A 21,535-nucleotide genomic window follows, 5' to 3' on the forward strand; every position below is an offset into this window, starting at 1 on the left:
GCCGCCGTTGTTTTGTCTTGAATTTTCAAAGGTTTACCCATTGCGTATTTATATTATAGTTGTATAAAATATAAAAGCAGTCAATTTTTATTTTAAAAGAGTTATGTAAATATGAGGCGAATGATTTATGCTGTTAAGTGAGAGCAAAAACTGCGGCGGCTGAAATTAAAATACATAAGTAAGAGAGGTCAGCCGCGCAGCCTGACCGGAATCGGAGGAGCCGCAGCATTTTTGCAGAACTGAAACAGCGTGAATCATTTGCTGTGAGTTTTAATAACAAAAATTTTACTTTGCAAGCGAAGGAACATTATGGATAAGTTACAAAATTTACAGCCCTGGCAGCAGGTGCAGGGCATTTACGTGCATATACCGTTTTGCAGGCAAAAATGCCTGTACTGCGATTTTAATTCGTACGCCGGTTTTGGGGCGGAGGCAATGGCAAAATATGCCGCGGCGGTATGCAGGGAAATTGCCGGGCGCAGAAAAGATGTGCTTTTAAACGCTAATGCTTCAATTTATTTTGGCGGCGGTACGCCAAGCCTTTTACCGGCTGAAGCTATAAAAGAAATTACGGACGCTTTAAAAAAGTACGGCTGGTGGCAAAATCCGTGCGAGGCTTCTATCGAAGCAAATCCCGGCACTGTTGATTTGCCGAAGCTGATAGCATTGCGGCAGTCAGGGTTTGACCGCATCAGCTTTGGCGTGCAGAGTTTAAACGATGCCGAATTAAAAGCAATAGGGCGCGTACACAATGCGGCACAGGCACTGGAAGCGATAGAGCTTGCCAAACAGGCTGGCTTTAAGCGCATTAATGCCGATGTTATTTACGGCCTGCCGGGGCAGACTATGGCAAGTTTAAAAGAAACGCTTACGCGGCTTTGCTGTACCGGCATTGAGCATTTATCCGTTTATGGGCTGATTGTTGAAGACGGCACGCCGCTGCAAAAAATGACAGAAGCAGGAAAGATAATTTTACCGGATGAGGACGAAGCTGCCGATATGTACGAATTTGTACAGGAGTTTTTAAAAACTCAGGGTTTTGAACGCTATGAAATATCAAACTATGCGCGCGGCAAAGCGTACAGCCGCCATAACCTTGTGTACTGGCATTATTACCCGTATGCAGCGTTTGGCGCGGGTGCCTGCGGTTTTAGCGGCAGCGCGCGTTTTACTGCCGCAGCTAAAGTACAAAACTACATACAGCTTATACAAAGCGGCGGGCAGCTTTATGATAAAGAAGAACTGCCTGTGCCGGTGCAGTTTGAAGAATTTATGTTTATGAACCTGCGCAAACAAAGCGGCGTAAGTTTAACCGAAGCAAAGCAGCGTTTCGGCATTGATGTTATGGAAAAATACGGAGCCGAGATGAAACCGTATATTGAGCATAATTTGCTTAGCTTTGATAAAGAGCGGCAGAAAATCTGCCTTACCGAAGCTGGTATGGAAGTTGGCAACCGTATTTTTGAAATTTTTGTGACGGATTAAATTTTATTTAAAAAATATATAAAAACTTATTGACAATATCTGAAGGCAGTGCTATTCTAATATCAAGATGTTAGCACTCTATTATAACGAGTGCTAACAATCCCTTCGGAGGTGGGGATATGTTAAATGAAAGAAAGAAGAAAATTCTGCAAATCATTATAGAAGATTACATTTCTACGGCAGAGCCGGTAGGTTCACGCACTATTGCGCGCAAACATGATTTGGGATTGAGCCCGGCCACCATCCGTAACGAAATGAGCGATTTGGAGCTTTTGGGTTATCTGGAGCAGCCCCACACTTCAGCCGGCCGTGTGCCTTCGGCACAGGCATACAGGTTTTATGTAGATTCCATGATTGAGCCGGATACGCTGGACGATAACGACCGTACATTAATTAATACCCTGTACCGCGAACGCCAGCGCAGCATTGACGATATTTTCCTGTCAACCGCAAAAATCCTTTCACAAATGACCCACAACGTGTCGATGGTGCTGGCAAACCAGCATTCCATCAGCCGTTTCTGTTATTTAAAGTTTTTGCCGCTTGATACGAATCATGCCATTTTGTGCATTGTTACCGATGACGGCAATGTAAATAACTGCGTGGTGGAAATTCCGGCAGGCATGTCTGCCAAAGAACTGGAATACATGGCCGGGCGCATTACAAGAATGCTGGAAGGCAAAGCCGTAACGGATATCGACAAGGCGTTGCTGGATGAAGTGCAGGCAGCGGTTAAAGATGACCGGCTGCTTTTAAGTTCGCTTTTGCATGTGCTGCGCCGCATGACGCGCCCCGAAAAGGAAACCTTCTTTATGGGCGGCACAAGGCAGCTGTTAAGCCAGCCTGAATTCCGCGACATGGAAAAAGTTAAAAACCTTTTGGGCGTGCTGGAAGAAGAAAAAGTTGTGCGCAACATTTTAAAATCCGGCGAAGAATCCGGGCTGCGCATAACGATAGGCAGCGAAAATAAATTTGAAGGCATTCAGGATTGCAGCATGGTGCAGGCAACCTACCGCTTAAACGGCAAAATAGTCGGTACAATGGCTGTTTTAGGGCCTACGCGCATGCAGTATGGCAAAGTAATTGCCGTAATGGATTATCTTCATAAATATTTAAAAACGATTTTAAACAGCTGAGGAGGGACAGTATGCAGGCAGAAGATATTAAAGATACTCAGAACCCTGCGGAAGGAGCAGCGGAAAATGCTGAAGCGCCCGCTGAAGAAAAGGTAAACGCCGGTGAAGCGGCTGCCGGAAATGCAGAAAACGCACAATCGGAAGAAGCAAAGCCGGAAGAACCCCAGAAAGATGAAAAAGATGCAAAAATCGAAGAACTGCAAAACCGCCTGATGCGTTTGCAGGCCGATTTTGAAAATTTCCGCAGACGCAATGCTGCCGAACGCGAACAGCTTTCAACCTTCGTTACGGCAGATGTTGTCGGCAAGTTTTTAAAAGTGCTCGATAACTTTGAAAGAGCCGAGCAAAGTGTAAAAACTACAAACGATATGTCTGCTATCGTAGCCGGCATGGAAAAAATCAAACGGCAGTTTGAACAGGCTTTTAAAGAGCTTGAGGTTGAAGAAATCCCCGCAGAGGGGCAGAAATTTAACCCGGAACTGCACGAAGCTGTAATGCGCGGGCAGAACCCGGATTTAGAGGATGAAAGCATTGAGCAGGTTTTTGAAAAAGGGTACAGGCTGCGCAATAAAATCATCCGCCACAGCAAAGTTAAAGTAATAAGCAACGATTAAGTTGCATTCTTTATACAGTGTAAATTTGAGGAGGAAAAAACATCATGTCTAAAGTAATTGGTATTGACTTAGGTACTACTAACTCTGTAGTAGCTGTTATGGAAGGCGGCGAACCGACCGTTATCACTAACCAGGAAGGCAGCAGGCTGACCCCGTCCGTTGTAGGTTTTTCCAAAAACGGCGAGCGTCTGGTAGGCCAGCTGGCAAAACGTCAGGCTGTTTCCAACCCGGACAGAACCATCAGCTCCATTAAACGCCACATGGGCACTAATTACAGAGTTGAAATTGACGACAAAAAATACTCTCCGGAAGAAATTTCCGCAATGATTCTGCAAAAATTAAAAGCTGACGCTGAAAAATATCTGGGCGAAAGCGTACATCAGGCCGTAATTACCGTTCCGGCTTACTTCTCCGACAGCCAGCGCCAGGCAACCAAGGACGCAGGCAAAATTGCAGGCCTTGAAGTTCTGCGTATTATCAACGAACCTACCGCAGCAGCACTTGCTTACGGCATTGATAAGAGCGAAGACCACACCGTTATGGTTTACGACCTTGGCGGCGGCACGTTCGATGTATCCATCCTTGATGTAGGCGACGGCGTATTTGAAGTTAAAGCAACCAACGGTGATACTCACCTCGGCGGCGATGACTTTGACCAGCGCATTATCGACTGGATGGTTGACGAATTCAAAAAAGCCGAAGGCATTGACCTTTCCAACGACCGCATGGCTATGCAGCGTCTGCGTGAAGCAGCAGAAAAAGCTAAAATCGAACTGTCCGGCGTAATGAGCACCAACATTAACCTGCCGTTTATTACAGCAGGCGCCGACGGCCCGAAACATCTTGACATGGATTTAACCCGTGCTAAATTTGAAGAAATGACTGCAGACCTTGTTGAACGCACTATGGGCCCGACCCGTCAGGCTATGGCCGATGCAGGCATGAGCGCAAGCGACATCAACAAAGTACTCTTGGTTGGCGGTTCCACCCGTATTCCGGCTGTACAGGAAGCCATTAAAAAATTCATGGGCAAAGAGCCGCACCGCGGCATTAACCCGGATGAATGCGTTGCAGTAGGCGCTGCTATTCAGGCAGGCGTACTGGCAGGCGAAGTTAAAGACGTACTGCTTCTGGACGTAACTCCGCTGTCCCTCGGCATTGAAACCGCCGGCGGCATTTTCACCAGAATGATTGACCGCAACACCACCATTCCTACTTCCAAATCTCAGATTTTCTCCACTTATTCCGATAACCAGCCTTCCGTTGATATCCATGTACTGCAGGGCGAACGCGACATGGCTGCCGACAACAAAACTCTGGGACGTTTTGAACTGTCCGGCATTCCGGCTGCACCGCGCGGAGTACCGAAAATTGAAGTTACCTTCGATATCGACGCTAACGGCATTGTAAACGTAAAAGCTAAAGACCTCGGCACCGGCAAAGAACAGAAGATTACCATTACTTCTTCCGGCACGCTTGATAAAGACGAAGTTGACCGTCTTGTAAAAGAAGCCGAAGCCAACGCCGAAGCAGATAAAAAACGCAAAGAAGCAGTTGAAGCACGCAACCAGGCCGACAGCCTCTGCTATCAGGCAGAAAAAACCATTAAAGACATGGAAGGCAAAGGCAGCGATGAACTGATTGCTAAAGTTAAAACCGCAATGGACGCCCTGAAAGAAAAAATGAAAGGCGACGACGTTGACGCAATTAAGAAAGCAACCGAAGAACTTACCAAACCGCTGTATGAACTGAGCGCTGAGCTTTACAAACAGACTGAAGCAGCCAAAGGTGCAGAAGCCGGTAATGCAGGTGCAGCAAACGCAGGCGGCGCTAAAAAAGCCGACGACGATGTAGTTGACGCAGAAGTTGTTGACGACGACAAGAAATAATCAGCTTAGGATGGTGTAAACCTTGGAAAAAAGAGATTACTATGACGTGCTGGGCGTTTCTAAAAGCGCAACGGCAGACGAGATAAAAAAAGCATATCGTAAACTGGCACGTCAGTATCATCCTGATGTCAACAAGGATAATCCTGATGCTGCAGAAAAGTTTAAAGAATGCTCCGAAGCATACAGTGTTTTGAGCGACGAAAAGAAACGTGCCCAGTATGACCAGTTTGGCCATGCAGCCTTTGACGGCGCTGCCGGAGCAGGCGGCGCGGGCGGTTTCGGCGGGTTTGATTTCAGCGGCTTCGGCGGCGCGGGCGGCGGTATGGAGGACATTTTTGATATGTTCTTTGGCGGCGGCGGGCGCTCCAGAGGCGGCCGTCAGTCAGGCCCGCAGCGCGGCAGCGATTTGCGCTTCGATATGGAAATTACCTTTGAAGAAGCGGCTTTCGGCGTAGAACGCGAAATTAACCTGACGCGTGACGAGCAATGCCCAAAATGTAAAGGCAGCGGCGCTGAACCGGGCAGCAAGGTGGAAACCTGCCCCGAATGCCACGGTACAGGCCAGGTAAGCTTTACGCAAAACACTATGTTCGGGCAGATGCGTAACGTACGCCCGTGCAGCAGATGCCACGGCGAAGGCAAAATTATTACCGAGCCGTGCAAAGAATGTAAGGGCAAAGGTACCGTGCGCAAAACCAAAAAGCTTAAAGTTAAAATTCCTGCCGGTGTTAACGACGGTTCGCGCCTGCGCGTAAGCGGAGAAGGCGAAGCAGGTATGCGCGGCGGACCGAGAGGCGACCTTTACGTATATCTGTATGTGAAGCCGCACAAGTTCTTTGAACGCGACGGCAACACTGTATTATGCGAAGTGCCTATTAACATTGTACAGGCAACTTTGGGCGATGAAATAAAAGTACCGACGCTGGACGGCCAGGTAACCATGAAGATTCCTGAAGGCACTCAGCCGGGTCAGGTGCTGCGCCTGAAAGGCAAAGGCATACCCAGCCTGCGCGGAGGCGGCCGCGGCGACCAGCTGGTACGCATAAAAGTTGTTGTGCCTAAAAAGCTGAGCGAAAAGCAAAAAGACGCGCTGCGTAAATTTGCCGATATCAGCAAGGACAACATTAACCCCGAAGAAAAAAGCTTCTTGAACAAAATTAAAGATTTGTTTAAATAACAAATAAAGCGCGTTTCCGTAAATTCGGAAGCGCGCTTTTAGTATCTTTACAGTTTTATATTTTTCTGTTACAAACGGTAACGACCGCCAAGAGCCTTGCAAACTTTGACGGTCGTTACTTTAGTTAACTGATTTTCAATTTTGCGGCTGACCGTCTATCGGCAGCCGTTTGTTTTTCTATAATTATTATAGCAAACAGGCACAAAAAGTCAAATATAGTAACGCTTAACATAAAACCAACCGCGGCGTGATAAATATAAATTGACTGATTTTATAATGTACATTTCGGCCTTGTTATGATAAGATAAAAGGCGGAAATTTATATCTTTTTACTATGAGTTTTTTGAGGAGTGAAACGTAATGCAGTGGACGGAAGTCAGCTTACAGACAACGCATGAACAGGCAGACACGATTGCCGATATTTTATACAGCGCCGGTGCGCAGGGTGTGGCTATGGAAGACCCGCTTTTAATTAATCAGCTGCGCGCAAGCGGGACATGGGAGCTGTGCGATATTCCCGAACAGCAGAATACCGAGGTCGTTACAGTAACTGCTTATTACCCGGACGACGAAAAACTTTCCGAACGTTTGGAGTTTATCTCGCGTGAGGTTAGAGCCGTTGAAGAACGTATCGGGCAAAAATGCGTTTTCCGCAATCCGCTGTTCCGTACACTGTGCGAGCAGGATTGGGCAAACGAATGGAAGCAGTATTTCCATGTAACCCATATCGGCAAACACCTTGTTATTAAGCCTTCGTGGGAAAAATACGACGCCAAGGCTGATGACCTTGTTATTGAAATTGACCCCGGCATGGCCTTTGGCACCGGCACGCACCATACAACAAGCATGTGCATGGAATACCTGGAAGAAATTATTACGCCGCAGGCGGAGGTGTTTGACGTTGGCACCGGCAGCGGTATTTTAAGCATTGCGGCTGCCAAACTGGGCGCCAAAAGCATTGTTGCCGTAGATATTGACGCCAACGCCGTGCGCATTGCCAAAGAAAACATTGCCGGAAACGGCCTGAGCGAAGTTATTGCAGTTAAAGAAGGCGACCTTCTGCACGGCACGGAAGGCAAGGCCGACGTGATTATTGCCAATATTATTGCCGATATTATTATTATGCTGCTGCCGGATGTTGCTCAAAAGCTTAAAGCGGACGGCAAGTTTCTTGCCAGCGGCATTATAGAAGAACGTGAAGACGATATTAAACAGGCTGCTGCAGCCAGCGGGCTGAAGATTATCAGCACGCGCCATAAAGGCGGCTGGGTTGCCATGCTGATGGCACTGGAGGATTAATGCACAGATTTTTTATTCCGCGCCCTTATGCGGAAAACATGATGATAGACGGCATTGACGCACGCCATATTTACACCGTGCTTAAAATGAAGCCGGGCGAAAAGGTGCAGATTGTGAGCGACGACGGCGTAACCGCCCTTGCAGAAATCACTGAAACTGCGCCCGGGCAGACGCTTGTAAAATGCCTTGAAGTTATTGCCGAAAGCCATGAGCCTGCGGTAAAGATTACACTGGCGCAGGGGCTTGTAAAAGGCGAAAAGATGGATTTTATCATTCAAAAGGCGGTGGAGCTCGGCGTAAGCCGCATTGTGCCTTTGGCAATGGAACATTCCGTTGTGCGTTATGACGGCGAGAAGGCTGCCAAAAAATGCCAGCGCTGGCAAAAAATCGCCGAAAGCGCAGCCAAGCAGAGCAAGCGCGACATTATTCCGCAAATTGCGGAGGTTGCAGCTATTGATAAACTGATGGCTGAATGTGACTGCACAACTAAAATAATTGCTTACGAATGTGAGGACAGGCAGGGTCTTAAACAGGTTCTGCAAAGCAATTTAAAGACAGACAGCATATTAATTATAATCGGCCCGGAAGGCGGCATCAGCGAAGCTGAGCTTGATAAAGCACGCAGCGGCGGAGCGGTGCCTGTGTCGCTTGGCAGGCGCATTTTGCGCGCCGAAACGGCCGGGCTTACAGCTTTAAGTGCCGTTTTATACGAATTTGACGAACTGGGAGGCTGAAAATGGCAAAAATTGCATTTTATACGCTTGGCTGCAAGGTTAACCAGGCCGATACGGCAAGCATGGAAAACCTGTTTTTGCGCAGCGGGCATCAGCTTGTCAGTTTCGATGGCGAAGCTGATGTATATATTATTAATACCTGCGTTGTTACCAATACCGGGCAGCGCAAATCGCGCCAGACCATTCACCGCGCCATCCGCAAGAACCCCAATGCGCTGATTGTGGTTACCGGCTGCTATCCGCAGACGGCGGCGGAAGAAGTAAAAGCTATTGCCGGTGTGGATATGATTATTGGCAACCAGGACCGCGCGCAGATTGTGCAGCTGGTGGAAGAACGCCTTGCGCACAGGCAGACCGATACGCTGGATGCCGTGCATAAATTAACTGCCAGCACTGCTTTTGAAGAAATGGCAGCAGGCGATATAACCGATAAAACGCGCGCCTTTTTAAAAATACAGGAAGGCTGCAACCAGTTCTGCACTTACTGCATTATTCCGTATGCACGCGGTCCGCTGCGTTCTCGCAGCCTTGAAAGCATCCGTACCGAAACGCAGCGCCTTATAAGCGCCGGGTTTAAGGAAATTGTGCTTATCGGCATTCACCTTGGCTGTTACGGCAAAGAAAACCCTGACGGCCCTACTTTGTATGACGCAGTTAAAACCGTTCTTGATGTGCCGGGCGTGCAGCGCCTGCGCCTCGGTTCGCTGGAATCTGTGGAGGTAGAGCCGCGCCTTTTAACGCTGATGCAGGAAGACGCACGTTTTTGCAGGCATTTGCACCTGCCTCTGCAATCGGGTTGCGATAAAGTTTTGCAGGCCATGCACAGGCCGTACACAACGGCTAAATTTAAAACGCTTCTGGCGGATATTAAAAACAGGGTGCCTGATATTGCCATAACTACGGATGTTATTGCAGGTTTTCCCGGCGAAACGGAAGCTGATTTTGAAACAACCTGCAAATTTGCCGAAAGCTGCGGCTTCAGCAAAATGCATATTTTCCCGTTTTCGGCGCGCAAAGGCACGCCTGCCGAAAAATTTGCGGGCGCTGTAATGGAAGCCGTTAAAAAAGAACGCGCCGATATTTTGGGCAAAATTGACGAAACCATGCACAAAACTTTTTTGCAGGCCATGGTTGGACAAAATGCGGAAGTTTTGTTTGAGCAGCCTGCCGGTGAAGATTATTTTGAAGGCTTAACCGGCAACTATCAGCGCGTTTTTGTAAAAAGCGGCGGCCATAATCTGGGCGGCGAAATACTGCCTGTAAAAATAACGGCCTTTGACGGTGAAAAACTGTTTGGCGAAATTATAAAAGACTGAAGAATTTAACATAATTTAAAAGGAATTTTATTATCTTTGGCGAATTTATAATAAGTTACCAATTAAATACAACCTTAAACAGCGAGGAGGTAAAAATATGAACGACTGCGTATTCTGCCGTATTATTTCCGGAGAGATTCCTGCCGAAAGAGTATATGAAGACGATAAAATGATTGTTATCCGCGACGCCGCACCGGCTGCGCCCGTACACGTACTGATGATTCCGAAGGAACATACGGAAAACATTGTTGCGGCAGACCCGGAACTTGTTAAGTACATGCTGGGCAAAGTAAAAATGCTCAGCGAAAAACTCGGCGTAAGCAAAAAAGGCTTCCGCATTGTTGTTAACACCGGCGACGAAGGCGGACAAACCGTGCACCATCTGCATATCCATCTTTTGGGCGGTAAAATGCTCGGCTGGCCTCCGTGCTGATTGACAAACTCCTTACAGTAATGTATAATTAGACGGTGAGATTATATGCTTCGGAGTATTCTCAAAGCATATAAATTGTATATACACTTCCCTAAGTGTGTGGAGGGAGGGAGATCAGATGGCAGAAATTAAAGTTGGCAAAAACGAAACTCTTGACAGCGCACTGCGCAGATTCAAAAGAGCTACCCAAAAAGCCGGCATCCTTTCTGAAGTAAGAAAACGCGAACACTATGAAAAACCGAGCGTTCAGCGCAAAAAGAAATCCGAAGCCGCAAGAAAACGTAAATCCAGATAATGGGGGCGCGTGCAGATGTCAATTAAAGATCAGCTGACAGAAGATATGAAGCAGGCCATGAAAGCCCACAACAAAGTGGCGCTGGAAACCATCCGCATGGCGCGTGCCAATATCAAAAATGTCGAGATCAATGACAAAAAAGAACTTACTGAAGACGAAGTAATTGCAGTTTTGATGAAAGAAGTTAAGATGCGTCAGGATTCTCTTGCTGAGTTTGAGAAAGCAGGACGCACCGATCTGATAGACCAGGCCAAAGCTGAGATTGAAGTGCTGCAAAAATATCTTCCGGCCGCAATGGAAGATGACGAGCTGCAAAGCCTTGTTAAGGAAGTAATTGCCGAAACAGGAGCAGCCAGCATGAAGGACATGGGCAAGGTAATGCCTAAGGTTATTGCCAAAGCCGGTGGCCGTGCCGATGGCAAACGCATTAATGCCATGGTAAAACAACTTTTACAGTAAGTATAAGCCAATGCTTAATAACAGAGCTTGCAGACGCAGGCTCTGTTATTTTTTTGAAAAAAGGGGAATGGTGATTAATACCACTCCCCTTTTTCATTTCATAAAAATGTCAATATTTATTTACTGTAAAAATAAATTACGGTAAAATATAAATAAGCCATTGCAAAGCAATGGCTTAAAGGCGGATTAACGGGATACCGCCGTACCCTACGGCATAAATAGCCTTATCTTAGAACTATTGTTGGATATTGATAAACTTACAAGTTTGCAATAAATGGTTTTCTGTTGGATATTGATAAACCTACACAACAGTAATTCTAATTTGTATTTATTTTAACATTGGTCAAGCTACGTGTCAATATAATATAATAAGGAGAATTGCTATGGAAAGAAAATATGGGATAGGTTTGGATATTGGTATTGGTTCAGTTGGTTATGCCGTTATTTCCAAAACAAATAATTTAGATGCGCGTATAGAAGATATAGGCGTAAGATTATTTAATTCCGGTGAAAATATCCGCCAAAAAGCAAGTAATGCGCAGGAAAGACGGGAATATAGAAGTACACGCCGTTTGCTTCGCAGAAGAAAACACCGTAAAGAACGTATAAAAAAATTCTTTTTAAAAATAAAATTAATGAATGAAGTACAATTGAAAGAATGGCAGGAACAAAATGGTAATCAAAATGTCCTGCAAACAAGAATAAAAGGTTTAAATGAAAAACTAACACCTGAAGAAATTTTGGATTGCATTATCCATATTTGTAACCGGCGTGGTTATCGTGAATTTTACGGTGACGATTCTAAAAAAGACAATGCCGATAAAGATGAACTGCAAAAAAATGAAGGCGGTTTGGCTAATTTTGATGAAATTTATCAATCCGGTGGGTATAAATCCGTTGCAGAAATGTTAATTAATGCCCCTGTTTTTAAAACAGAAACATCTTTTGCTGATTATCGCAACCATAAAAATGCAAAGCGTTATATTTTAATTAAAAGAGAATTTGTAAAAAAAGAACTGGAAGATATTTTAAATAAACAAAGTGAATATTATCCGCAGCTTACAGCAAATAATATTAGAATTATTTGCGATGATATGGTCTTTGCTCAAAGAGATTTTGAAACAGGACCTGGCAACGAAGACGATAAAACCAGAAGATTTATGGGCTTTATTGACAGTATTGGTCAGTGCATGTATTACAAAGATGAAAAAAGAGCTTATAGAAGTACTGTTATAGCTGATATTTATGCATTGGTAAATTGCTTGTCGCAGCTTTCGTTTGTAAATACGGAAACAGGGGAAATTTTATTACCTGAAAATGTTGCGAAAGAGATAATTAATACTTCTCTTACAAATGCTTCAATAACAGAAAATGATATAAAAAATATTTTAAAACCATATAAATTAGAAATGCGTAAACCAGGTAAACTTGAAGTTAAAGTACCTGACACAACTAAAACATTAAAACTGTTGAAGGCAATTTTAACTAATGCTGGTTATAAATATGAAGAATTAATAAAAGAAAATCAGTTTGATGTTAACAATCCTTCAAAATTACATCAATTATGTTTATTGTTGTCCGAAAATATTACACCGGCACGCAGAATAAGAGCGTTAAAAGCAAAAGGATGGAACGAAAAATTACAGAAAGAAGTTATCCGCAAAAAATTTGGTGGTACAGCAAGCGTATGCGAAAAGTATATGATTGAAGCAATCGAAGCCTTTAAGCGTGGAGAAACTTACGGTAATTTTCAGGCACGCATGCTGAAAGAAAGAGAAAATGCTTTGCCTGATATAGAAAAACAAAAATATCTTGCACCGTTTGATAAAAAAGTTGACGAAGAACTTGTAAAGAACGCAGTTATTTTTAAAGCTGTAAATGAAACACGTAAAATTTTAAATGAGCTTATTAGAAAGTATGGTTCGCCTGAATATATTAATATAGAGGTTGCCAATGATTTGGGACGCAGTTTTAAAGAACGTGCTAAAATTATCAAACGTATTAATGATAACAAAAAAGAAAAAGATAAAATTGCAAATAAGTTAATTGAACTCGGCCTGCGTAAAGAAGGAGAAGTAAAGCCTTTCGATATTGAAAGATACCGTTTATGGGAAGAACAGGAAGGCAAAGATTTATATACGGGTGATGTCATTCCTATAGAAAAAATATTAAGCGGTATTTATGATGTTGACCATATAGTGCCTTTTTCTCTTATTTTAGATGATACTTTACAAAATAAAGCGCTGGTTAATTTAGGCGTTAACAGGCAGCAAAAAGGGCAGCAGGTACCTTTGGGCTATTTAAGCAGTGCGGACAAAGAGGATTATTTAAAACGGGTTAATACTTTATTTAAGAAAAAGAAGATAAGCATTAAAAAATATAAATATTTAACCTTATCTAATTTATATGGCAACAGAGATTTGCTTTCAGAATGGAAATCCAGAAACATTAACGATACAAGGTATATTACAAGGTTTTTGGTAAATTATTTATCTGCTAATTTGTTGTTTAGCAGTGGTAAGGCAAAAAATGTGTTTGGTGTAAAAGGCATAATAACTTCAAGAATGAGAAGGTTATGGCTTAATAAAAAAACATGGGGTGATGAGCAGAAAAACAGGGATAATAATTTACATCACGCAGCAGACGCTATAGTAATTGCAAATTTAACACCTGCATATCTTGAGATTGCCAGTGATAAAATTAAGCTTGACCGAATTTATAAAGATTATCATAAGCGTATAAGCGAAGAGTATTTAACTTATTTAGGTAAAGCAGTCAATAAAATGGTTAAATATTACGGCTTTAATAAAGAATATGCCGAAAAGCTTTTGGCAACACCAAACAGCCGTGTACCTGCTATGATAAGAAATATAGCAGATGAAACTGATATACGTTTGTGGGACAACAGTCTTGAATGTTATAAGGATGTAAGTGAAGAACAGTTTTATAAAAATTTAAAGGCTTTTTATAAAGATGATGCAGTTTTTGCCGATACTATAAAACCGGTACTTGTTTCGTACAAGCAAAACAAAAAATATCAGGGTAAAGTAACAAAAGATAATCCACTGAGGAAAAACGAAACAGATGGTGCTTATATCAAAAAAATTGACAGTTTTGGAAATGCCAATATTTTGGACACAAAAGAATATTATTGTGCAGAACTGTATAAAAATAATAAAAATCAAACTATTTTACGGGGAATAAGATATGTTGATTTGAAAAAGAAAAATAAAAAATTACATCTTATAACTCCTTATCCGGAAGATTATCAGAAACATATTATGTATTTATTTGCTAATGATTATATTAAAATAATTGATAATGTTGGAGGCATTAAATTTAGCGGTTATTACAGAAGCATAAAAAGTGCTAAAGCAAATAGAATTTATTGCAAAAATAATAATAACAATTTAATTGAAGATAAAACAATTTCTAAAAAAGATATTATAAAAAAATATTACGTTGATATACTTGGTAAAATTGGCGGTGAAATTAAATGTTCCGTACCGTTTTTATCACTAAAGGACAATATTTAACGGTTAAAGATGAGTGGCTGCTTATTAATTATGGAGATACTGTTAAAAAAGTTCCTTTAAGTGATATTAAAAATCTTTTCATAGATAATGTGTATATTAATATATCGGCGTATGCCTTGCAAAAACTGGCAAAGTATGGCATTAATGCCATACTTTGCGATGATACACATTTGCCGTGTTCTAACCTTTTGCCAATAAATACGCATTATAAGCCTTATGGTGTATTAAAAAAGCAAATTGCTTTAACGGATGCATTTAAAAATTTACTGTGGCAGCGTATTGTTAAGGCAAAAATTATAAATCAGGGTACAGCGTTAAAAATGAGTGGTACAGGCACAAAGGTTTGCGAGCGTATGCAGCAATTAGCACAAGAAGTATTAAGCGGTGATACAGGTAACCGTGAGGGCATTGCTGCCAAAATGTTTTTTAGAAATTTTTATGGTTGTGATTTTATTAGGTTTGAAAACGACATAATCAATATAGCGCTTAATTATGGTTATGCGGTTATCCGTTCATCTGTGGCGCGCTCGCTGTGTGCTTATGGTTATAATTGTGCTTTGGGTATACATCATATTAGTGAAACCAATCCATTTAATCTTGCGGATGATTTAATGGAACCTTTACGTCCGTTAGCGGATATATGGGTTTGGCAAAATAATGAGGATTTAGTTGATACTTTGACAAAAAATAATAAAATAGGGCTTGCCAATATTATAAACGGAGATATAGCATGCGGTAATAAAATAATGAAAGTACATAATGCGGTTGATAAATATATAGCAAGTTTAACGACAGCCATTGATAATGCTGATGTTAATAAACTGATAATACCAATAATAGGAGAAAAATTTGTATAATAGGTTTATGCGTATTATAGTAATGTTTGATTTACCAACCGCAACTACAGAAGATAAAAGAGAATATCTGCATTTCCGTACAGGTTTAATAAAACTTGGGTTTGATATGCTGCAATTTTCTGTTTACAGCAGGATAACGCGCAATAACGATGATGCCAGAAAATATATAAACAAAGTTAAAGCAATTTTGCCGCCAGTAGGCTCGGTGCGTGTATTGCAGGTTACAGAAAAACAGTATGCCGGTATGATTATTATGCTTGGTGAAAAAACACCGACGGAAAATCTTTTAACAACTGAAGATTTAATTGAATTGTAACCTGATAGTGGTGTAAAATAAAGTTAAGGTTTTAGTACTCTGTTGGATATTGATAAACTTACACTGCAAATTGTTCTGGCATTCCACACCCTAGTTTTAGTACTCTGTTGGATATTGATAAACTTACACTAACCAATACACGCTCACCACTTATTACGTTTTAGTACTCTGTTGGATATTGATAAACTTACACGCTGTAAACAGGCGTACCGCCACGCCCTAAGTTTTAGTACTCTGTTGGATATTGATAAACTTACACGCCATGGCCGCAGAGTAAGGGCAATTTTCGGTTTTAGTACTCTGTTGGATATTGATAAACTTACACTGCCCAATGCTCATGCTCTGTGCCACACAAGTTTTAGTACTCTGTTGGATATTGATAAACTTACACGAGATGTCACAGAAAACTATGTAGTACGCTGTTTTAGTACTCTGTTGGATATTGATAAACTTACACCGGGCGGAGTAAATATTGCATTTTCTGGCAGTTTTAGTACTCTGTTGGATATTGATAAACTTACACCGGTATTTTTCGGATAAATGCCGGTAACACGGTTTTAGTACTCTGTTGGATATTGATAATGTTGTTATGATTACCGTGTATTTTTCTGTTTTTAAACTGCTTGCCACTTGTGATTTAAGGCAAATTTTGTTATAGTATATGTAAAGAGATTGGCAGAAGCCGGTCTTATAAATGGAGCAAATTCCCCTGCGGTGTTCGTTACATTGCCTTTTAGTTTTGAGCCAACACACTTACCTAGGGAGCCCGGAATTTGAGCTCCGCCTATTAAAAACAAGCCCTCTCGAGGGGACTTTTGCGGTAGGCGGGAGGGCACCCACCTGCACATGCAGGTTCAAAACATTGGGCAGGACGGCATTGCGGGGAAATTTTTTTGGAGGACTCATGGAGCTTTCACGTGTAGAAATGGTTATCGGCCCCAAGGCCGTTGAAAAATTAAATGCCGCCAGAGTTGCTGTTATAGGCCTTGGCGGCGTTGGTTCTTATGTGGCGGAGGCTTTGTGCCGCACCGGTGTCGGCAGTTTTGTAATTATGGATAATGATACCGTTGAAGCAAGCAATATTAACCGCCAGCTGCCTGCGCTTACAAGCACTATCGGCAAGTTTAAGGCCGATGTTATGGCCGCGCGCCTGCGCGATATTAACCCCTTGTGCCGCATAAGGGTTATTAAGGATTTTTACAGGCCTGGTGATTTTGAAACCCTTTTTGTGGACGGTTTTGATTTTATTGCCGACGCTATCGACAGCACGGAATCGAAAGCAGACCTTTTAATAGAGGCTTACAGGCATAATGTTCCCGTGGTATCGGCTATGGGCACGGGCAACAAGCTGCACCCGGAAATGCTGGAAATTACGGATATCAGCAAAACAAGCGTGTGCCCGCTGGCGCGCAGCATGCGCAAAAAACTGCGCGACGCCGGTATTACCGAAGGCATTACCGTTGTATATTCTCATGAAGAACCGCAGCGCTTTATTGAAGGCAGCGTGCCGGGCAGCCTGGTGTTTGTGCCTGCCTGCGCCGGTATGATGATGGCTGCGCATATTGTACAAAAAATAATTGCCGGGCAGGATTAAAATATGGACAGTTTATTTGCACAAACAATTACCAAACCGCTGGCAGACCGCATGCGCCCGCGGCGCTTAAGCGATTTTGCCGGACAGGAAAAAGCGCTTGGGCCGGGCAGCCCGCTGCGGCGGATGATTGAGCGCGACGCTTTGCAGCCGCTGTTGTTTTACGGGCCTCCGGGAACAGGCAAAACAACACTGGCACATATTATTGCCAATATGACGCAAAGCCGTTTTGTTGCGCTTAATGCAGTATCGAGCGGTGTGCCGGAGCTGCGCAGGCTGATTGGCGAAGCGCGTGACGCTTTGTACAGCGGCATGGGGCGCACGATAGTTTTTATCGACGAAATACACCGCTTTAACAAGGCTCAGCAGGATGTGCTTTTGCCGTATGTGGAAAACGGCACGGTTATTCTTATCGGCGCAACCACGGAAAACCCGTTTTTTGAAGTAAATGCGCCGCTTTTGTCGCGGATGAAAATTATCCGTCTGGAGCGGCTTGATAAAAACGCCGTTAAAAAGATTTTGCAAAAGGCGCTGACAGATAAGGAAAACGGCTACGGCAGGCAGGGGCTTGCCATGACGGACGAGGCACTGGAAGCGTTGGCTGATTTTTGCGGCGGCGACGCGCGCGTGGCGCTGAACCTTTTGGAACAGGCAGAATTTATGCTGCCGGACGGCGTAAAAACGATTGACGGCGCGGTGCTTAAAAGCGTAATGGGTGACGCTTTTAAGCGCTACGATAAAAAGGGCGACCGCCATTACGATACGGTATCGGCGTTTATAAAAAGCATGCGCGGCAGTGACGCTGATGCGGCGCTGCATTATCTGGCAGAGATGCTGGAAAGCGGCGAGGACGTGCGTTTTATCGCGCGGCGCATTGTTATCTGCGCAGCAGAAGATGTGGGCAATGCTGACCCGATGGCGCTGGTTGTGGCTAATTCCGCGGCGCAGGCTGCCCATTTTATAGGCCTGCCGGAAGCACAGCTGCCGTTGGCGCAGGCCGTGTGCTATATAGCAAACGCCCCAAAAAGCAACGCCTGCTGCACGGCAATTTTCAGTGCGCGTGAAGAAGCTCGTGCGGTGCAGAGCACGGTACCCAAACATCTGCGCGACGCGCATTACCCCGGTGCAGGTGCGCTGGGGCACGGAACGGGCTATAAATATCCGCACGATTACCCCGGCGGATGGGTACAGCAGCAGTATATGCCTGATGAACTTATCGGGCACAAATATTACTTCCCGAAGGACATTGGCGCGGAAAAAGCGCTGCATGACAAACAGAAAAATTAATTAATAACCCTGTATACTTTTAGCGTGCGTTGACTTTGCACGCTAATTTTTATATAATTTTCTTATGCGTTGTACCTATTTAAAAGGAGCGATTTTTGAATTATGAAGTACATGAGTGGTAATGAAATCCGTAAAAGATTTTTAAAGTTTTTTGAAGACAGAGGGCATCTTGTGCTGCCGAGCGCTTCGCTCATTCCGCAGGACGACCCGACTCTGCTTTTAATTGGTGCGGGCATGGCGCCTTTTAAACCGTTTTTTACCGGTAAAATGAAACCGCCTTCTCCGCGTATCACTACCTGCCAGAAATGCGTGCGCACCGGCGATATTGAAAACGTAGGCCGCACTGCGCGCCACCATACCTATTTTGAAATGCTGGGCGATTTTTCCTTCGGCGATTATTTCAAAAAAGAAATCATTCCCTGGAGCTGGGAATTTTTAACCAAAGAACTGGAGCTGCCTGCCGATAAACTGTGGGTAACCATCCATCCGACTGATGATGAAGCATACGAAATCTGGCACAATGTTGTAGGCGTGCCTGATGAACGCATTGTACGCCTTGAAGAAAACTTCTGGGAAACCGGCAGCGGCCCGTGCGGACCCGACAGCGAGCTGCACATTGATATGGGCGAAGAACGCGGCTGCGGCAGGCCGGACTGCAAACCCGGCTGCGATTGCGACCGTTTCCTTGAAATCTGGAACCTGGTATTTACCCAGTATGACCAGCATGAAGACGGCACTTACACCCCGCTCGCCAATAAAAACATTGATACCGGCGCAGGCCTTGAACGCCTTGCTTCCGTATTGCAGGGCAAGCCTTCCAACTTTGAAACTGACCTTATCTTCCCGATTATTGAATACGCAGCTAAGGTTGCCGGCGTAGAATACGGCAAGGATAAAAAGACCGACGTATCCTTAAAGGTTATTGCCGACCATGTCCGCAGCATTACCTTTATGATTGCCGACGGCGTGCTTCCTTCCAACGAAGGCCGCGGCTATGTACTGCGCCGCGTTCTGCGCCGTGCCGTACGCCATGCGCGCTTAATCGGCATTGAAGACAAGTTCCTTAACGGTGCGGTTGATGTTGTTATTGACATGTTTAAAGAACCGTATCCGTACCTTGTTGAAAAAACAAGCTTTATCCATAAAGTTATCGAGATGGAAGAAACCAGCTTCCTGCGCACTCTGCGCCAGGGCTGCGACCTTTTATATACTGAAATCGAAAGCCTCAAAAAAGAAAACAAAACCGTGCTGGACGGCGCAACTGCTTTCCGCCTGAGCGATACTTTCGGTTTCCCGCGTGAACTGACTGCCGAGATTCTGGAAGAAGAAGGCATGACGATGGACGATAAGGCCTTTAACGAGGCTTTGGAAGTTCAGCGCAAAATGGCACGCGACGCTCGCGATGACAAAACCGGACGCCCGGTAATTTACAACACCCGCAGCATTGACCTTGCTTCCTTAAAGGTTGATGAAGGCGCACAGTGCGGCAAAATTGTTGCCATGTATCCTGCTCATGACGCACAGCCGGTTGAGAGCATGGAGGACGGCAAAAAAGCCGCTGTTATTACCGACGTTACCGCATTCCACGCTGAAGGCGGCGGACAGCTTGGCGATACCGGCCGCATTATTGCCCCTGCCGGCGTAATGCAGGTTGAAATTACCAAAAAACTGCCGGACGGCGCAACCATTATGATTGGTACCGTAACCGAAGGCACCGTTGCCGTTGGCGACGAAGTTAAGTTTGAAATTGAACGCGGGCGCAAAAACGATATTGCCCGCAACCATACAGCAACCCACCTGCTGCATGCAGCTTTAAAACAGGTTTTGGGCGACCACGTAAACCAGGCAGGCAGCTATGTTGGCCCTGACCGTCTGCGTTTCGACTTCTCGCATTTCTCTCCCGTAACGGAAGAAGAACTGCGCAGGGTTGAAGAAATTGTAAACGACCAGATTCTGGCAGCAAAAGATGTAACTATTGAAGAACTGCCGATTGACGAAGCCAAAAAACGCGGTGCGGTTGCACTGTTCGGCGAAAAATACGGCAGCATTGTACGCGTTGTTACCGTGCCGGGCTTTTCCATGGAATTCTGCGGCGGCGTGCATGTTGGCAACACCGCGCAGATTGGCATGTTTAAAATCCTGTCCGAATCGAGCACAGGCGCAGGCGTACGCCGTATTGAAGCCGTAACCGGCCACGGCGCGCTGAATTATGTACGCGAGATGGAAGACATGGTTAAAACAGCAGCAACCGGCCTTAAATGCCGCAGCAATGACCTTTGTGCACGTATCTGCGCATTGCAGTCCGATTATAAAGCAGCGGAACAGAAAATCAGCGAGCTGGAAGGCCAGATTGCCAAAGCACAGGTAAGCGACGCTGCTTCCAGCGTTTGCGATATTAAAGGTGTTCCCGTACTTGTACAGAAAGTAAGTGCCGGTGACGTTGAAGCACTGCGCAGCCTCGGCGACCAGATGCGCGATAAAGTAGGCGGCGTTGTAGTGCTGGCTGACGTTATTGACAGCGGCAAAATCAATATTCTTGCCATGGCAGCCAAAGACGCTGTTGCCAAAGGCATTCATGCCGGGCAGATTGTTAAGGAAGTTGCCAGGGTTTGCGGCGGCGGCGGCGGCGGACGCCCCGATATGGCGCAGGCCGGCGGCAAAGATGCTTCCAAACTTGATGAAGCACTGAAAACCGCACTGACTGTTATTGAAGGACAGATTAAATAATTTCACAAAATAGTAACGGCTGGGTTTAAAGCTCAGCCGTTTCTTTCTATTATTTTGCGTTAAGGTATGTTAAAATAAATAAAAAACCTTTTTATTTTTAAAGGAGGAATAGTTATGAGCATTTCAAGCGAAACCATGATGTTTAAACGCACTGAAGATAAAAAAGACGTAGCCCAGACTATCCGTGAGGTTTATGCCGCGCTGGAGGAAAAAGGCTACAACCCGGTAGACCAGCTTGTGGGCTATCTTTTAAGCGGCGACCCCACTTACATTACCAGCCATAAAGATTCGCGCACCAAGCTGCGCCGTTTTGAACGATATGAGCTTTTGGAAGAGCTTGTAAAAAGTTATCTTTCCGCATCGGCTAAAAAGTAGGGCGGCGTT

The 21,535-nt window shown here is 44.5% G+C and carries 18 protein-coding genes, 1 other RNA gene and 1 CRISPR repeat array; all 19 genes read left to right on the forward strand.

The annotated features are described in order from the left end of the window. Positions 1-309 precede the first annotated feature (309 nt). A complete protein-coding gene (gene hemW, locus M3079_RS00550; RefSeq protein ID WP_249076601.1) occupies positions 310-1,485 on the forward strand; it encodes a radical SAM family heme chaperone HemW in 1,176 nt (391 codons plus the stop codon). 119 nt (positions 1,486-1,604) lie between these two features. Next, the gene (hrcA, locus tag M3079_RS00555) at positions 1,605-2,621 is read left to right on the forward strand and encodes a heat-inducible transcriptional repressor HrcA (RefSeq protein WP_249076602.1); all 1,017 of its coding nucleotides are present in this window, start codon (positions 1,605-1,607) and stop codon (positions 2,619-2,621) included. Positions 2,622-2,632: 11 nt separating this feature from the next. Then, positions 2,633-3,235, forward strand: a complete 603-nt coding sequence (grpE, locus tag M3079_RS00560; protein ID WP_249076603.1) for a nucleotide exchange factor GrpE — start codon at positions 2,633-2,635, stop codon at positions 3,233-3,235. Between the two features lie 44 nt (positions 3,236-3,279). Beyond that, entirely contained in the window at positions 3,280-5,124 is a 1,845-nt protein-coding gene (gene dnaK, locus M3079_RS00565) for a molecular chaperone DnaK (protein WP_249076605.1), read from the forward strand. 22 nt (positions 5,125-5,146) lie between these two features. Further along, positions 5,147-6,301: a molecular chaperone DnaJ gene (gene dnaJ, locus M3079_RS00570; RefSeq protein WP_249076606.1), complete on the forward strand. Its 1,155-nt coding sequence runs from the start codon at positions 5,147-5,149 to the stop codon at positions 6,299-6,301. Between the two features lie 360 nt (positions 6,302-6,661). Then, on the forward strand, positions 6,662-7,600 hold the full coding sequence (gene prmA, locus M3079_RS00575; protein ID WP_249076607.1) for a 50S ribosomal protein L11 methyltransferase: 939 nt from the start codon (positions 6,662-6,664) through the stop codon (positions 7,598-7,600). Beyond that, entirely contained in the window at positions 7,600-8,334 is a 735-nt protein-coding gene (locus M3079_RS00580; RefSeq protein ID WP_021716897.1) for a 16S rRNA (uracil(1498)-N(3))-methyltransferase, read from the forward strand. The genes prmA and M3079_RS00580 overlap by 1 nt, the downstream gene beginning before the upstream one ends. A 2-nt stretch (positions 8,335-8,336) precedes the next feature. Further along, the gene (mtaB, locus tag M3079_RS00585; RefSeq protein WP_249076608.1) at positions 8,337-9,650 is read left to right on the forward strand and encodes a tRNA (N(6)-L-threonylcarbamoyladenosine(37)-C(2))-methylthiotransferase MtaB; all 1,314 of its coding nucleotides are present in this window, start codon (positions 8,337-8,339) and stop codon (positions 9,648-9,650) included. Positions 9,651-9,747: 97 nt separating this feature from the next. Further along, positions 9,748-10,083, forward strand: coding sequence for a histidine triad nucleotide-binding protein (locus tag M3079_RS00590; RefSeq protein WP_249076609.1), 336 nt, complete (start codon positions 9,748-9,750; stop codon positions 10,081-10,083). Positions 10,084-10,201: 118 nt separating this feature from the next. After that, positions 10,202-10,378 carry a 30S ribosomal protein S21 gene (gene rpsU, locus M3079_RS00595; RefSeq protein WP_021716894.1) on the forward strand — a complete coding sequence of 59 codons (177 nt, stop codon included), beginning with the start codon at positions 10,202-10,204 and terminating at the stop codon, positions 10,376-10,378. A 15-nt stretch (positions 10,379-10,393) separates the two neighbouring features. Further along, complete coding sequence (locus M3079_RS00600) at positions 10,394-10,837, forward strand: GatB/YqeY domain-containing protein (RefSeq protein WP_021716893.1); 444 nt, start codon at positions 10,394-10,396, stop codon at positions 10,835-10,837. A gap of 383 nt (positions 10,838-11,220) precedes the next feature. Continuing rightward, a complete protein-coding gene (gene cas9, locus M3079_RS00605; protein WP_249076610.1) occupies positions 11,221-14,373 on the forward strand; it encodes a type II CRISPR RNA-guided endonuclease Cas9 in 3,153 nt (1,050 codons plus the stop codon). Further along, positions 14,334-15,230, forward strand: coding sequence for a type II CRISPR-associated endonuclease Cas1 (cas1, locus tag M3079_RS00610; RefSeq protein WP_249076611.1), 897 nt, complete (start codon positions 14,334-14,336; stop codon positions 15,228-15,230). The genes cas9 and cas1 overlap by 40 nt, the downstream gene beginning before the upstream one ends. Positions 15,231-15,237: 7 nt before the next feature. Further along, positions 15,238-15,546, forward strand: coding sequence for a CRISPR-associated endonuclease Cas2 (gene cas2, locus M3079_RS00615; protein WP_283162404.1), 309 nt, complete (start codon positions 15,238-15,240; stop codon positions 15,544-15,546). Between the two features lie 28 nt (positions 15,547-15,574). After that, positions 15,575-16,136: direct repeats of the CRISPR family, unit length 36 nt; unit sequence GTTTTAGTACTCTGTTGGATATTGATAAACTTACAC. A gap of 113 nt (positions 16,137-16,249) precedes the next feature. After that, positions 16,250-16,436, forward strand: a non-coding RNA gene (gene ssrS, locus M3079_RS00620) — 6S RNA. Between the two features lie 14 nt (positions 16,437-16,450). Continuing rightward, complete coding sequence (locus M3079_RS00625) at positions 16,451-17,140, forward strand: tRNA threonylcarbamoyladenosine dehydratase (RefSeq protein WP_021716892.1); 690 nt, start codon at positions 16,451-16,453, stop codon at positions 17,138-17,140. Between the two features lie 3 nt (positions 17,141-17,143). Beyond that, positions 17,144-18,424 (forward strand): replication-associated recombination protein A, encoded by a 1,281-nt coding sequence (locus M3079_RS00630; RefSeq protein ID WP_249076613.1) that lies wholly within the window; start codon positions 17,144-17,146, stop codon positions 18,422-18,424. A gap of 102 nt (positions 18,425-18,526) precedes the next feature. Continuing rightward, entirely contained in the window at positions 18,527-21,151 is a 2,625-nt protein-coding gene (gene alaS, locus M3079_RS00635) for an alanine--tRNA ligase (protein ID WP_249076614.1), read from the forward strand. 114 nt (positions 21,152-21,265) lie between these two features. Continuing rightward, on the forward strand, positions 21,266-21,526 hold the full coding sequence (locus M3079_RS00640; RefSeq protein WP_021716889.1) for an IreB family regulatory phosphoprotein: 261 nt from the start codon (positions 21,266-21,268) through the stop codon (positions 21,524-21,526). Positions 21,527-21,535 lie beyond the last annotated feature (9 nt).

The organism is Phascolarctobacterium sp. ET69 (genome assembly GCF_023336935.1).
In the GTDB taxonomy this organism is placed as follows: Bacteria; Bacillota; Negativicutes; order Acidaminococcales; family Acidaminococcaceae; genus Fusicatenibacter_A; species Fusicatenibacter_A intestinipullorum.